Here is a 14,996-nt window from a genome sequence, read left to right on the forward strand (position 1 = left end):
TGCTCGCGTCAAAAGGCTGTTAACGTGCTCTGGTACGAAACTGTGCTCTCCGGGTCGTAGAGATTGTCCAGGCACCATTGGGGTGGTTTTTTGTAGACAAATTTCAGTTTCCCCGTCGCATCCAGATCTTCCATGACCGCTCGTAACTCATGGTACAGGCCATAATCTCCGATACCGCTCAGGTGTATCCATGCCCGTGAACGGGTCATGGCGATGAAGAGACGGTTTCTTTCGTGAATGTTTCCTTCCTTCTCTCCGACAGCATCCAGACCAACGATATACACCATGTTCCCCTCGTTTCCCTTTGCACGATTAATGCCGCTTACCGTGACGGCATTGGGAAGAGAGAATGTGTCAGAATACTGAGTTGAGATGTTGTTTTTTCCAAGACCTGCTGTAGCACTGATATAATTTGTGATGCCGTATTCCCACAACTTACTGCTCAAATCTATCAGGGACTGGTTGTTTTTTACAAGACTGACCACCAGAATATCGTCGGGGGAGAGGCCGTTATGGTCAATATTTTCCCGTATGGACTGTGCAAGACGTGCATATTCCTCTTCTCTGTTTGAAAAGAGCCGCACATTCATGAGGGGGCCATTCCAGGTCCAGGATATGGGGTTCGGAGATGTATGGCGGTTTCGGCTGAGTTCAATGGTATTGCCGAACTTAAAAGCACCAGTCACCTCATATCCAAGGCCTTCCCATGTATCTTTTGTGGTCGGCCCAGAGAGCATACCTTCCCGGAAGTAGAGGCCCATTCCGAGGGCATGGGCAGCCATCAGGATCTCTTTTGGGGTGCGGTAGCACTGGTCCATGATGTAGCTGCGGCCCTTCCCCTTCATGATATTTCTGAATTTTTCGCTGTTGCCAAATATCTCGGCCGCCGTGGGAACCTTCAGGCTGTTGATGGTCTGATATTCATCAAAGGCCCAAATGAGCCTACGGAGTTCAAGCCTTACCGGGTCAAAGGGCCGGAGTGCCATATAGCAGAGCCAGAAGACCGGCTGTCGGTTTTCATAAAGGAGTGACGGGTCATCGACCACGAAGTCCTGTGCCTCATCCAGAAGAATGACATCATAGGACGGTTGGATGGTCACCGTCTTCAGCATGTCCCGGCATGCCATTGCAAACATTTCTGGCGGCGACGCCGGTGATAGATCATTCACCTTTTTTGGTGTTAGGCCGTGGGCATTGCAGAGTTCCGAGTAGAACCCTTTTTTCCGCTGTCCCCCCCAGGAATGGAGAACCTCAAGGGTTCCCTGGTCTTCAGGGCTCCACCGGACGCCGTTGAGCCGGCAATATTTCTGGACCAGGCGGGTGATGTATCGGTACAGTGACTGGGAGAAGAACACAACCGCAATTTTACAGTCCGGGTGCTGGGCATGGATGTAGGCCGCCTTCTGGCAAAGGGTCAGGGTTTTGCCCGATCCTGCGATCCCGCGGATCAATTGCGGGCCGTTCGGGATATTTTGGATGATCCAGTTCTCATCGCTCATGGCGTCGATCTGCGAGAGACACTCGCTGATCTGGTCGAGCGCTTGGGGATATGAGAGCCCTGGTGGTGAATTGATGGGAGGGACAGGCCCCTGTAGATGTATTTTTTGTTCGGCCTCTTCCCTAAGCGCCATTGCAGCTTTGAGTAGGGACCTGTTACCACTTTCCAGGACCTGGTCGAAACACACGATTGCCTCGTGGTAATTATTGCACTGGAGATGGGCCTTTCCAAGATTGCACCAGCTTGTTACATAATCAGGGTAATATTCTATTGATGTCTGGTATGCGGATATTGCGTCTTCGTATCGGCCACATTTTCCGAAGGCCGTGCCGAGGTTATTCCAGACAAATTTGTGGGCAGGGTTGATTGCAATTGCCTTGTTGAATGCCTCGATTGCCCCAGGGTATTCCTTTTTCCCCAGTAGGTCCCTGCCTGCGAGGTTCCAATATTTTGCAGTGTTGAAAGGGCCGGTATTCACTGTACATCCCTCGGATATGAGCGTCGCAAGTCACTGTTTTTTAAATCAACGACCGTTTCGAGTAATATCAAATGAGACGGATTTTTTCCAATCGCAGACCTCATCGATTAGCATTTTGGGCAGTTCTTTTTGTATATCTGTTATTGTCACTTTTGCCACAGCATCGTATTCCTCAGGATGGCTCTCCTTCATTTGTCTCTGAAATTCCTCCTTACCGATGGCCTTCTCTATTGCAGATGCTGAGACCTTCTTGTGCTGTTCAAAAATTTCTGGATATGTGGTCCTAAATTTATCTACGTTGAGTGATCTTGTGGACCGTTCTTTCCTCTTCAGTTCGTAGCTGCCTATTTTACGGGCACCCTGGTCATATGCAGCCCGATAAAGGTATTTGACATCTTCATCTATTTTTCTGATCTGTTCTTGCAGCTGTTCCCGTTCAGTGTTGAGAAGGTAGATATGCTCCAGAATGTTGGTGCTTTTCTGGGGAATGTTCAGGATACGTACCTCGGCAGGTTCGTCAGTTTGAGCTTCTTCTGGATGCTCTTCCAAATTTGCTGTTATCACTGACGATCTACGATAGTCCTCAAAGTTCATTCTATTTTGAGTTCTCGCAGTTTTGGTGTCGTCGATGTCGGGGAAGAGGTGTTTGATCTCTGAAAATTCTGGTGCGGTGGGTTCTTTCATTGTTTCATCGCCGTTTCGTTGAGAAGAAAGGAATTACTTAATGAGTAGTATAAATTCAATTGGAAAAAGGTGCCGATTTGTTTGTTATTTTTGAATGTGTCGAAATTTAGGGTTTTTTTCGTGATAATGTTGTCTATTTGCATATTGATGAGATATTCTGTGAGTAGATTGATGGATTGTTCCTTTGGGATTTCAAGTGATTGGGTGTGAATTATTCGATGTCGAGAGTTGTCTGACGTCCATTATCTCCGCTAATAAGGGAAAGGAGAAAACGGACAGGAGAATTAATCACAATAAATTCATCATAGAGCAGATCGATTCCTCGTTCGACATGCTTTCTGAAGTATACCGAGAAATAATATTGTTCGGAGATCTTCTTTTGAGATGCCTCAAATTCATGCTGAAGGATGAGAGCCCGATAGTGTGAATCGAAATCTCCTGAGAGGGTATAACGGTTGAATTCTCTTCCTGCTGAATCTTCAATCGGATATGAATACACGGATTCCGGAATTGAAAGCGACTTGCCGATTGCAAGGCGGCAAATAACATATGGGCGCAATCCTAATCTTGATTTTAATAAATCAAGTTTATCGGAGCGTGTTTTTGAGATGTGGATTTTATGAGAACCCATTTACGCACCTCCAAAGAAGTATCCTTTTGAAATTTTGTTCGATTCGGAATATGAAAGCAGATAACTCTGTGAAATGCAGGGGAGAAGTTTCCTGTACAGTTCTTCATCGACCTCTCTGTCGTGCGAGAGGATGATGACCTGTGACCCGGCCTGTGGCAGGAATCTCGTTGCGACCTTATCGACATGGTCGGCATCGAGGCGGGCAAGAAGTGAATCTACGATAATGGGCATCGTCGTTTTCCCTATTCGCGAAAGAGCCCAGAGTATCGACAAGGAGAGAATTTCCTTTTCCCCTGCTGAGAGGAGCTCTTTTTTTACTTCTTTTCTATCCCTATCGAAAAGGAAAATTTCGAGCGTTATTGGATTGATCTTCAACGATGCAATCAAATCGTTCTTGTTTTCAAGCCGTGAATGCATCTCCATGACGAGCTGTTCCAATTCCTGGACCCGTGATGCAAGCATGTACTCCATATACTCGTCCAGAGTCTCCTGCATCCGCTCACAAAGGCTAATTTTTCTGAAATCTTCTTCGGCTTTAAGGCCGCTGATCTCAATTTTTTCCAGCTCTTCCCTGATGATTTTTGTCTCGGAGGTAAGACTGAACTGCTCGTTTTCAAGTGTCGAGAGGGCGACCTTATTATTGCTGATGTCGTCTTTTATTTGCAGAATTTTCTGTAATTCATCTTTTACTATCGAGTCGTCAGGTATTGTCTTGAGTTGTGACTGATATCTTTTCATTGCCAGGTCGAGATTCTGACGTTCGATGAGTTTGTCTTTCAATTGAATTCTGCCCTTCTCTTCAACCTGAGAAAAGATCTCTTCAATTTTTAGAAATGTTTCATTTGTAACATCGTGGATGAGAGTGGCATTAGAACAATTCAACCGTTCGTCTTTCAGAGATGAAAATTCAGCACGGACCTCTTCGATAACCCGGTTATACATATCATCTTTGAGAATTGGTTTGAAGGATTCGAGACGCTGGAACACTCTACTTTCCGCCTGTTCAACAATGCGGTTGCTATTGGTATTCTCTTTAATTTCTTTCTCCGCTTTCAGTGCCTCAATGGTTCGTTCGACAAGAGGTTTTGCAAGGACAAAAGAAGTGTAATTACAGACTTCTGCAATCTCGTCGGTGAGACTATTGACCCGTTCTTTTGCAAGAGCGAGTTCCTCTCCGATAGTCTGTCGTTCTTTTGCAATTGATCCTGCCTTTCTCTGAAGTTCGTCCTCAATATTTTCAATATTATGTTCTTTATCCTTGATTTCTCCACTGAGGTCGGCTATGATTCTAATATTTTCCTGAATGAGTGAATTGTTCAGTTTTACTTTGGAGTCAAGTTCCTGGATCCTTTCGACCGTGGCCTTGTTTTTTATTGATTTTCGCTTAATTTTTTTCTCGAGGGTATCCAAGTCGCCCTTCAGTGTCTCGTATTGCTTGAGACCAATGAGGTCCCGTGCAGCATCTCTGAGAATTTCTTCGGCATTATCTCCAGAGGTTAATTCTGCAAGCCGTTCCCCATCAAAGAAGAAGTAATCGGTAATATAGGGAGGAACAAGCGAGGAAATATAGTCCTGCCAGTATTCCTGGGAGACAATCTCGAGGGGGATATTATCCCGCATAATGGAAAATGACTCATTGACCCTTCCGTGCTCATCAAGGCTCCAGGATCTCTTGAGAGTTATTGAATAAGTCGGAAATACGTCTTCCAAGAGAAGCGAGACTTGTACAAAATATCTCGAATCCTTCTCTAACACTGAATATTTATTCCTTGCATCTCGAATAAAGGAGTCATACCGCTTTTTTGGAAGTGCCTGTCCCTGATACTGGATGCCGAACAGGCAAAGCTTGACTGCTTCAAAGATGGTTGTTTTTCCGGCTCCGTTCATTCCCCCAATCAGAATAATCGGGTGGGAAGGTGACCTGGTCGAGAAATCCATTGAATGAAGTCCACGGTAATTCTTGAAATTACAAAGCTGAAGTTCGAGGATTTTCATGTTATCCTCTCCGTGGATTCCTTCATTTCCTTGAGAATCTCTGTCTCAATGACATCTTCAAGTCGGTTGTATATCCCATGTCTTCTTGATAAACCGGAGAGGTCATCTTCGATGATGAGTAGTTTATCGATGAGGTCGGGGGGGACCTCATGGGACGTACATATCGTTTGGAAGGTTTCAGCATGGACCCCTGCCTCCATTTTTAGGAGATGTTCGATATAGCGTTCGCCTGCTCCGCATTCTGTGAGAAGCGTGTGAATCTCTTCAATATCATCTCCCTCATATATCCAGAGACGAATAATCGCCTCGACTTCTTCGGGAGAGATGAGGCTTACCCCAAATTCCTCAAACTTCTCCTTCAGGTTCCCGGACTGTGTTTGGAGAGCAATGACCCGACGGAATATTTCATGGCGGGTATCAAGGGTGAACGGACCATAGACTTTGTGGCCAAATCGGACGAGTCCTTCATATTCGTGGCCAAGGATATCGGCGTAGACTTTATGCTTTTTCTCGTCCTTTCTCCATTTTTCCCGGTATTGTTTATCGTCCCGGATGACAAACAGCCAGTCCCTCAATTCCTTGAGTGGCAACAGCCATGTTTCTCCATCCTCAATATAGGCCATGATTGAGCGGTCCTTTGGGACAACCGTACAAACCCAGCATCCCATTCTTGAGGCGCCGCTTGCATCCTGCTTAGCATCAATAATGAATTGTACATCATCCTCATCCTTACTGTAGCATTTCATCAGGAATTCCTTGTCATCGCCCCACGGAGACGGGGTATTGATAAGATAATCCCATACTTCTCCGTCTGCCCAGTCGGTGATGGGGGCATAGATGAGGCCACCTTTGATGTCATTATGTTGAGAGAGTTTTGTTCCGGCAATATTGTATTTCTGAATCGTCCTGTCCCTGTTTTGACTTTCAGCTGTCCGGATACCGAGAAGAATGATGACTTCTCCGCTTTCCTTAATTTTCTCGGTCACGAATTTGTTCATTGGGCGAATTTTGAGACGATCCGTACACCATCTGAACCATCTGTTTGGTGAGGGGTAGCCGCGACCAATGAGGTTGACCCAGAATGAGTCCCCGAGTTGAGGGCGGATTATGACTGCCTGAATTGGCAGATCGTCAATTTCTGCCTGTTCATTGATCATTGTGCAGATATCCTTGCGACGTTTATCTGCAATAGGGGTGTCAACAAGAGTGTCCGATGAGATGACCCAGATTTTTTTGAACCTTTTGTGTTTGGGAAGATCCCTTAGCATCTCATATGCAAGCTGGGTGATAGCTGTGGAGTCCTTTCCTCCGGATAGCCCGATGATCCAGGGACGATCATCCTGAAGATAGATTTCTTCCATCTCTTCAAGGGCTGATTGTTTTTTCTCTCTCATTTAGTCACTCAAAGTTTGTTGTGTATTATTTGTGGTTTTCATCATATAGAAGCGTTCGGAAGTGTATGTTTGGGTTGATTTTTCAATTTATTGTAGATTTATATCTCTATTAACCAAGAAGAGTGAAAATAAAATATTTCTTTATATTTTATTAATTTCTAAAAGGGTGGCTACAATACTTTGTGTTCTTTCATTTATTTCATCTTGGCCCCACTTTTCTTTTGATAGAATTTCTTTATTGATCGAAAGAGCAGATGTTAATTTTGTCTTTTTCCCTTTTTCTCCAGCAAAACATTTTCGTCCTAAATTCGAATTGTAAGCTGTCAATGTCAAATTTCCAAATTTGTGCGTAATGTTATTACGAATTTCTACCGCCTCTTTATTTTCTTTGGCATCTAAATCAGAAATCCAACATTGGTCCAATTCTGTCCCGCCTTGTGGTAGTATATGCTCAACTGTCCAGTATGGCTTTCCTTTATCGTTTTTATCCCAAAAAGGTTTCAATTCTCTTAAATTTTCATTTTGATTTTCTTCTATTTGTATAAGTAAATATTTTGTAGCTTTAGGATTGGTTAAGTAAATATCTCCTTCTATTGCAGTTTTAAATTCGTCTTCTGAAGCGAGTTTATTTTCTGAAGCCTTTTGAATCTCTTCTTTGATATTTTTGGATATGAGTGTTGCATTTAAGCACTTCTCAATAACATCCGTAAAGATGCTATCCAAATCTCTAACCTTTGGTTTATCGCAAATATGCCTACGTATAAAATAGATTTTTAAGAAATCAATTACTTCTATTAATTCATCATCATTTATTTCCTTAATTTTAAGGAATAATAAGAGTGAATAAGAAGGTATTGCACTAATATGTGACAAATCATGTAATTTTTTGGTACATATATCAATATTTTCAGGGAATTGTTCAACAGAAATTTGTGGGTTAATTAAAGTTGAATAAATATCAGCTTGTTCTTTTAAACCATTCCATAATTTTTCCACATTAAAATTAATAATATCTTCATAAATCCCAATAATATTTGATTTTGTGGCTATTTTTGGTTTTTTGCTATCTTTGAATATTTTGGTTTCATAAGTATGTTTGTTAGCATAATAGAAATGTCTGAAATAATTTTCTTTATCTGTATTCGTTCCAAGGGTTTCAATATGTTGTCTCCATTCTTCTTCAATTTTATCGATATCCCCGTTATTTTCGTCCAATTTAGAGAATAACTTATTTTTTATTATGTCAACCACTGATAATGCTTGACCTCGGTTATTTAATGTTTCAAATATTAGATATGCATTTGAATCATTATCTGGAATAATTGCGACCGAGATTGAAGAAAAAATATTATCTGTAAGATTGATCAAGTCTTGCATTTTATTATCATTTATTCTAGAATAATAATAATCAAAACATTTGTATATCTGTCTTCTCTGCATATTTTTGGGTTCTTCTTGGGAATAATCCTTAACCATGGAATTGAATAGCAAGTATCGATATTCGGAATAATTATTTTTTATTAATGATAGATCGATTTTTGTATCATAATTCTTGCCATATTCGATAATTAAGGCTTTTTTTATCTGTTTTTTTGCAGCAAAATAATTTCCAAGTTCATCTTCTTCATCAGTTTCATCTTTATATGTAACATATAATTCTTGCATTTTTTTATGAATTGCTAGTAATAGAATGGTTATTGATGTTAATCGCTGTTGACCATCGATAATTTCATATTTTTCCTTTACAACTTCTGAATCATTCCCTTTTTTCAGAAGGACAATTGTCCCTAAAAAATGTCCCTGATTATTTTTTAAGTCCTCAAAAAGGGCTTCCCATTTTTCTTTTTTCCAAACATAGTTCCTTTGATATTTTGGGACTGAAAATTTGAAATTATCCTCCACCAATAGCTGGTTGATTGTTTTATCTTTTGGAGTGACAGCCATATATTAAAGTTTGATTTTATGTGTAAAAATATTCCGAATTTATTTATATTTAAGTTATGTAAAATTAAAAAAATGGAATTATTATTATTTGTGGTCTCTATTACAGGGCGCCCAAAATTTCTTTTAACTCTAATTCAAGCTGTTTAGGGTAATTCGGCCCATATCTTTCCATATGTGACTTAATGATCTCAATGCCTTCCTTGGCATACTCTTCTGCATCTTCATACACGCTTTTTTGATCATCAAGACAGAGGATATCTCCCGTTTCCTCGATTCCCGAAGCAACGATACACCATTTTTCTTCATTCGTCATAGCTTCTACAGAGACATTGGACCGTCGTTCATTCGGTTTAAAAATGCTTTTCGAGCCTCTGTTTTTTCCAATTGCATACGCAAATAAAAAGAGGTCTTTTTGCCTTTTTCCTTGGAAAATTGTCGATGAATTTTTACCCAACCATCCATTCTCCTTATTCTGATAATAATCAGCATGGTCTTTGCTATACGATGCATTACGGGGGACCTCAAATGTCTTAGTTGCCATAGGATATCAACTCCGATTGGGTATTCTCTCCATCCTCAACAATTTTGTAATTGTTTGAAGGTAAGAGAAATGCGTTAAGATTATGCTCAACATGCTGGTCGTATTCAGTGGGCGTTACGAGGAGCATAAGTTGCGTTCCACGAAGGAATTTCGGAAGTTCATTCGTTATGTAATCTCTGTGCTCATCGTCAATTTTGCCGAGTGGGGTGTCAATAATTACCGGTGCCTGAAATCCGGAAATGGTCATCAGCGAACTCATGAATGAAAGACCAAGGATCATGTATTCTCCTGCGGATAGATCGTTTATTGCATTATAGCCGTTCACATGTGAGATTCGAACCTGATAACTATCGTCGATATCAATATCTGAAAAAGCATTTTTCTTCCGAATCAGAGTCATGAAATTCTTCTTCGTATTCGTTTCGACCTGAGTACGGATTTTTCCCTTGATGATGGATTCCGTGTTGGATAGGATTTTTTTGGCATCCTGAACAAATTTGAGTTTGATTTTTATTTTCTCAAATTCCTTTTCTTTTCTGGTTTCGGATTCCCATTCTTCCTTTAATTTTTCTTTCATTTCAAAAAGTCGTTTGAGTTCTTCCTGTAATCCGAGAACCTTTAGTCCATAATGCGAAATTGATGAGTTTAACTCCTTCAATCTTTGTTCTTTTAATTTTATTTCATCAATATTATATCCTTCTATCTCTTCTCCTATCTGGATTTCTCTTCGTATTTTTTCCTCCCGTCTTTCCATCAACTTATCAATTTTCGCATTTTTTTCATCAATCATTTCCGGGAATTTTTTAATATCGTTAAGAATCGTAGTTAAGGCATATTTCCCTTCGACTCCCTTTTCCGCATATTCAGAATATTGGAGTGATTTTGCGTATTCAGTTAAATTTTGTCGCGTTTCTTCGTTCAATTGAGTCCCGCATATGCACTCGCCCTTCTCAAGTAACTCACCAATGAGATTTTCACGGATGGGTGGAGGGAGTACTCCCCTTTCAACCTTGGATTGAATAATGTCGTAACTTGCTTCGATTGTATCTTTTAGATAAATGAATGGAGCTTTATCTACGAGAAACGCATTTCGATCGGCAACATCTACTGCGATGTCATTATCCAAAGCAGATATATCTTTTTTTACAAGGTCTCTTTCCTGTGCGAGACGTGAAATATTTTTATGGCTATAATTTTGAAGATAATCATCAACAAGGATTTTTTCTCCCTCTAAATCGTCCTTTTTTTGTTCGAAGTCAATAATCCCCGTCTGACTTTTTGTAATATTATTTTCTATGAGTTCAAGCCTCTTCTCTAACTCCTGAACTTTTGGATTGTTACTCCTTGCACTTTTCCGCAGTTTCTTTTCGGATAAATCCAGGCTTGCTGCAACACGGTACAGAATATCCAGTTGAGATACCTGGTCTATCGCTGCTGCGATTTTTCGAGGAGAACTCACCTTAAAAAATTCTCTCAATTGCTCCCCATCAATAAAAAAGAAACTCCGAAGCGCTTCTGGGAGAATATTATTGATTAATACCTGTGCATCGGGTGTATCAATCACCTTATTCTGTCCATTTTCCTCATAGATTACCCGAATTTTATCGGTATATGATTTTTCCATAAAACCAAGGGCAGATTTTCCGATTTCACGAGAGCGTGTGATACTCCATGGTCTTCCATCTGCTGACAAGAGGATGGTAACTTCGGCTGCGACAGTCTGTCCAGGTCTTAATTCTTCAAGTGCCCGAGTATTGATTAATGGCATACTGTCGGGTGTGGCTTTGTCATTTTGCTTGTGAGCTTCTATGCCATAGAGACACCAGGTAATTGCATTCAAAAAATTCGACTTACCTGCACCATTGCGACCATGAACCAGGCAGACATTTTTATCCTGCTGATAGGTGAAATCGATTTTTTGAGTTCCATAGTACTGGCGATAATTGTTCAGTTCGATGGATTGAATGAAGGATTTCAACTATAGCACCTCCCTGTAAATTCGATCGATTATTGAGAGGTATTTCGCTTCAATATCAGCTGGTCGTGGATTTCTGTGGTACATATCAATTTCATACCGCATGGCCTCACGGATCAGCTTACGTATCTGCGGATCTGTACAATGCTCGTCAATCGTCTCAAGAATTAAGGAATTGATTTCATACTCTGTAACCATGTTAATCACCTATATCAGACCGTATTTTTCCTCGATTTTATGAACCTCTCCACAAACCTCGGCGCAGTTGATTGCGTCAGTGGCAAAAATTCTGACTCTTTTCAATTCTTTTTCAACTAAACCCCTCGCTGCATCCTCCGTGTAGTTTCCGGAGAACATGTTCGGCAAAACGGAGATGTCGTAGATAACAGCCATCTCCTTATCCGGTGCCCTCCGGAGTACCCTCCCTCGGCGTTGTATGTACTCTTTCGGGTTCCCCGAACTCGAAAGAAGAATTGCATTCCGGGTGGAGGGGACATCCACTCCTTCATCCAGGCACCGGATAGCAACAAGAACATTATAGACTCCCTTATCAAAATTTGAAAGTAGATATTCACGTTCTGTCATTCCATGATACTGCCTCTCCTTTTTCCTCGCATTCTCAGTGTTGGTAAATTTGTGCTGGATGATGGTACCCTGCTCTCGAATAATGTCCTGTGCGGTTTCGATTTGCTTTGGTGCGCAATATACAAGGGTATGAGAAATATCGCCTTCTTTTAAGAGATTGGTGAGAAGATCTCTGAATGCAGGATATTTGGTGGACGAATTGTTGACAATATCCTGCCTTTTTAAGAGGAATTTTTCCAGCTTTGCTATCTCGGAAGTAGTCCTCTTTTTTCTATTCATCAGAACTGCAATTTTCCCACTGAGCAGAAGATATTCATCCATGTCTTCCGTGCTCAGTTCAACAAAGATGGGATGATACTGATATGGTGCAAGGTAGCTTTTCCCTGTTTCCGGGTTGATCTCGGTAATTGCCCGTGAGAGATCAAAGGAGTAGACAATCCCTCCAAAATAGGTCATCAACTCTTCCGTCCCTTCCTCATCGAGGTATCGTTCGGGTGTTGCACTGAGGCCGAGACGATATTGGTATATGTCCTGTAAGCCGGCCAATCTCTTTGATGAACCCATTCCATGAATTTCATCTCCGATGAGGAGGATGGGCACATTTGCCTCTTTCATGGTGGAAATGAATTTTTCAGACGATATTGTGTCATGAGTAGTCATGACGATAAACTGGTTTTCTTTCCCCAGTTTTTGATTGAGGATTGCTCCCATGACCTGGTCGTTCCACTTGGTGTTGATGCTGCTTGCATGGTAAAGCGGTAAATGGACCTCCATTTCTTCCAACGTGTCTTCCCATTGGCGACAGAGATGGAGGTACGGGCAGGATATTATCGTGAGTAATTTCTTCTCCCTCTCAAGAACGTTTTTCAGGGCAGAGATGGCCGTGATCGTTTTTCCGGTACCTGTTGCCATTTCAAAGATCCCTCGACGGTCATGGGACAACCATGAATCAATTGCCTCTAATTGATAGGAACGAAGACGGATTTTTGGGTCATCATCTGGAGGATAGGTTTTTTCGATGAGTTTTTCAAGTTCTTCAAAAGAGGAAGGCGCTAATCGGATGATCTCCTTTTTTACTGCCTCTGGAAACGGGATCACCCTTGTCCGCGGAGAGCGGTCATTCCATAATTCATCAAAGTCGTTGATATCACATTCATACAGTTCAGAGTTGTCTTCCCAGCTAAAAAATACCTTGAATTTCTCTGAATTGTATTTCCAGCCCATTGCGCTCTCGTTGTTGGAACCACTGAATGTCAGGGTATTGCCGGCATTATCCTCCACAATTCCGACTTTTTGGTGGAGAATCTCCTTCCCGTATTGTTCGGATTCAAGGTATCCAATCTTTACATCAAGAATTTGATTTGCAACGAGCCAACCAAGTATGGCAGCATGGTTTTTTGCCATCTGGTCCGGATTGTTTTCGAGATCATCAAGCAAAATACGACTAATGATGTTTTCCGGTGATTTCAGCCCTTCTTGTATTGCTTTATAGTCATTTGGTATAAGCTGGACATTGAGGATGAATTGCATATTACCGCCGTTTTTGATAAATGCAATCAGGCCTTTTCCTGCAACGCTGAAGGAAGAAGAGGAGAAATATCCCGTTATTCGTTTATAGGATACGGACTCCCTGAGGACATTGATATAGAAGTCCTCCAGTATGTTATCCTTTTCAGAATTGTACACATGTTTTAGAGTGATATCTGGGAGGGCCATGAATATCACTCTGCGTCATTGAGGAGGGCATCGATTCTTGCACGAAGGAGTTCTTCTTCAAGTTCCTCTTCGAAATGGCTAATGGTACTCTGTCCTCTGCCAGCTATCTCATGATCATTCATTGATAATTTGATCAATCTCTCAATTTCATCATAGTCGCCGTATTTTTTCAAGAATGTCTTTATTTCGCCGACTTTGCAACTTTTTAGATTCGCCCCGTACACCTTTTTGATCATGTATGCAAGCAGGCCATAGAGTTCCCTTTTCTCTGATGCCAGTTTTGCAACTTTTTGCTGATATGTACCAGAATATTCCTCTAATTGAAGATCCCTGAATTTCCAGAGCCCAACCTTGTGAAGAATGTCGCACGCGTGTTCCTGGATGATATAATAGGTGTCCTCATAAACCTCCTCAATGAGCTGCAATACATTTCCTTCGTATTCCCAATTATCCTCGAGCAGGTTTGGAGAGACGTGCTTTTTTATCTCCCGAAGGACATACAGCAGAATGAAGAGATCGTCCAGATAGCCAAATTCCTCGTTATCCGGCATGACATCCTCTTCCAGGATGTAATAGCCCAACGCTGAACTAATGAGAATTTTTGTATGCCAGTCGGTATAGGGATCATTGAGAATTTTGCATGCTAAATTGTAGAATGCCGGGAAAAATGAGACCAATTTCTTATCCGGTCCGGAATAACCCTGAATTCTGTTGATGAGGTATTCTTCATACGAAAGTGTGTCGGATATCGATGGGTTAATTTTTGAAAATATCTCTTTTTTATTGACTTCTTTTTCAGAGTTAATTTGGGTATCGATGGGAATATTCGTAGTGTTCGATTTCTTTGGTATCGGAGTTTTTCCTTGTTTTACAAGGAAATAGTTACGCGTCGGTTTGAGTAATGCCCCTCTTCCATAGACTTTTTTAACAAAAAATCCATCATGTGATAATTTGGTGAGGCATCCATGGATTTCATTTTTATCGATTTTTTTGTTGTAAGAGCTGGTATATGCCGATGAGATCCAGTTTACGAGAGCTGTTTCCCCGATTTCATCTTCCGGAAAGGTAAGGGAAGGGAAGAGGAACACCAGCTGTACCATATCGACATCCATATCCTGGGCTATATCATGAAGGACCATATTCCACCAAAATTCGATTATTTGAGACTGCGGTTTAACTTAAAATAAATCTTTCTGTTTGAATATTTTTTATTGGATTATGTCTCATTTAATTAAATTATCATCCGCAATAGGTCAATAATTGCTATCTCATCGAATAGGGCAATTTTCAGAAAAGAAACCCATAAATAACCCCACATTCTCCCAAAAAACCCCAAATCAACCATCAACACAGAAGCCAAATAACGGCCGATCTCCCCCTCTCCCAACCCACAGCATCTTCAAAAACCACACCTCCGTAAAAGCCCACTATAAACCCCAAAAATCCCTCAATTCTCCAAAAAAACCGTGAAAATAGCTCCTTCTCAAAACCCCAAAAAAACAACAAAAACAACCCCAAATCACCCCCCAATCCCCCCGAAAAAGGGGGAAAATCC

Annotated in this window: 11 protein-coding genes; all 11 read right to left on the bottom strand. The window is 41.3% G+C overall.

Features of this window, described 5'->3' with window-relative positions; all coding sequences use genetic code 11:
• Window positions 1-8: 8 nt before the first annotated feature.
• The 11 genes from AZH53_RS09925 to AZH53_RS09975 all read right to left on the bottom strand — a co-directional run bounded on the left by AZH53_RS09925 (window position 9) and on the right by AZH53_RS09975 (window position 14,580).
• Window positions 9-1,976 (bottom strand): tetratricopeptide repeat protein, encoded by a 1,968-nt coding sequence (locus AZH53_RS09925; protein WP_319643361.1) that lies wholly within the window; start codon window positions 1,974-1,976, stop codon window positions 9-11.
• Between the two features lie 45 nt (window positions 1,977-2,021).
• The gene (locus AZH53_RS09930; protein ID WP_319643362.1) at window positions 2,022-2,660 is read right to left on the bottom strand and encodes a hypothetical protein; all 639 of its coding nucleotides are present in this window, start codon (window positions 2,658-2,660) and stop codon (window positions 2,022-2,024) included.
• Window positions 2,661-2,871: 211 nt separating this feature from the next.
• Window positions 2,872-3,291 (bottom strand): DndE family protein, encoded by a 420-nt coding sequence (locus AZH53_RS09935; protein ID WP_319643363.1) that lies wholly within the window; start codon window positions 3,289-3,291, stop codon window positions 2,872-2,874.
• The gene (gene dndD / locus AZH53_RS09940) at window positions 3,292-5,286 is read right to left on the bottom strand and encodes a DNA sulfur modification protein DndD (protein WP_319643364.1); all 1,995 of its coding nucleotides are present in this window, start codon (window positions 5,284-5,286) and stop codon (window positions 3,292-3,294) included.
• Complete coding sequence (gene dndC / locus AZH53_RS09945) at window positions 5,283-6,680, bottom strand: DNA phosphorothioation system sulfurtransferase DndC (protein WP_319643365.1); 1,398 nt, start codon at window positions 6,678-6,680, stop codon at window positions 5,283-5,285. The genes dndD and dndC overlap by 4 nt, the downstream gene beginning before the upstream one ends.
• A gap of 141 nt (window positions 6,681-6,821) precedes the next feature.
• Window positions 6,822-8,624: a DUF262 domain-containing protein gene (locus AZH53_RS09950; protein ID WP_319643366.1), complete on the bottom strand. Its 1,803-nt coding sequence runs from the start codon at window positions 8,622-8,624 to the stop codon at window positions 6,822-6,824.
• A 100-nt stretch (window positions 8,625-8,724) separates the two neighbouring features.
• Entirely contained in the window at window positions 8,725-9,165 is a 441-nt protein-coding gene (locus AZH53_RS09955; RefSeq protein ID WP_319643367.1) for a hypothetical protein, read from the bottom strand.
• Window positions 9,155-11,143 (bottom strand): AAA family ATPase, encoded by a 1,989-nt coding sequence (locus tag AZH53_RS09960; protein ID WP_319643368.1) that lies wholly within the window; start codon window positions 11,141-11,143, stop codon window positions 9,155-9,157. The genes AZH53_RS09955 and AZH53_RS09960 overlap by 11 nt, the downstream gene beginning before the upstream one ends.
• Entirely contained in the window at window positions 11,144-11,338 is a 195-nt protein-coding gene (locus tag AZH53_RS09965) for a hypothetical protein (protein WP_319643369.1), read from the bottom strand.
• 9 nt (window positions 11,339-11,347) lie between these two features.
• Window positions 11,348-13,441: a DEAD/DEAH box helicase family protein gene (locus AZH53_RS09970; RefSeq protein WP_319643370.1), complete on the bottom strand. Its 2,094-nt coding sequence runs from the start codon at window positions 13,439-13,441 to the stop codon at window positions 11,348-11,350.
• A gap of 5 nt (window positions 13,442-13,446) precedes the next feature.
• Window positions 13,447-14,580, bottom strand: coding sequence for a YkvA family protein (locus tag AZH53_RS09975; protein ID WP_319643371.1), 1,134 nt, complete (start codon window positions 14,578-14,580; stop codon window positions 13,447-13,449).
• Between the last annotated feature and the right edge of the window lie 416 nt (window positions 14,581-14,996).

Origin of the sequence: Methanovulcanius yangii (assembly GCF_018687785.1) — an archaeon.
Classification (GTDB): Archaea; Halobacteriota; Methanomicrobia; order Methanomicrobiales; family Methanomicrobiaceae; genus Methanovulcanius; species Methanovulcanius yangii.

Excerpts from the sequence above, each read along its gene's own strand:
- AZH53_RS09930 (WP_319643362.1), bottom strand. The coding sequence starts at position 2,660 with ATGAAAGAACCCACCGCACCAGAATTTTCAGAGATCAAACACCTCTTC.
- AZH53_RS09935 (WP_319643363.1), bottom strand. The coding sequence starts at position 3,291 with ATGGGTTCTCATAAAATCCACATCTCAAAAACACGCTCCGATAAACTT.
- dndD (WP_319643364.1), bottom strand. The coding sequence starts at position 5,286 with ATGAAAATCCTCGAACTTCAGCTTTGTAATTTCAAGAATTACCGTGGA.
- dndC (WP_319643365.1), bottom strand. The coding sequence starts at position 6,680 with ATGAGAGAGAAAAAACAATCAGCCCTTGAAGAGATGGAAGAAATCTAT.
- AZH53_RS09950 (WP_319643366.1), bottom strand. The coding sequence starts at position 8,624 with ATGGCTGTCACTCCAAAAGATAAAACAATCAACCAGCTATTGGTGGAG.
- AZH53_RS09955 (WP_319643367.1), bottom strand. The coding sequence starts at position 9,165 with ATGGCAACTAAGACATTTGAGGTCCCCCGTAATGCATCGTATAGCAAA.
- AZH53_RS09965 (WP_319643369.1), bottom strand. The coding sequence starts at position 11,338 with ATGGTTACAGAGTATGAAATCAATTCCTTAATTCTTGAGACGATTGAC.
- AZH53_RS09970 (WP_319643370.1), bottom strand. The coding sequence starts at position 13,441 with ATGGCCCTCCCAGATATCACTCTAAAACATGTGTACAATTCTGAAAAG.
- AZH53_RS09975 (WP_319643371.1), bottom strand. The coding sequence starts at position 14,580 with ATGGTCCTTCATGATATAGCCCAGGATATGGATGTCGATATGGTACAG.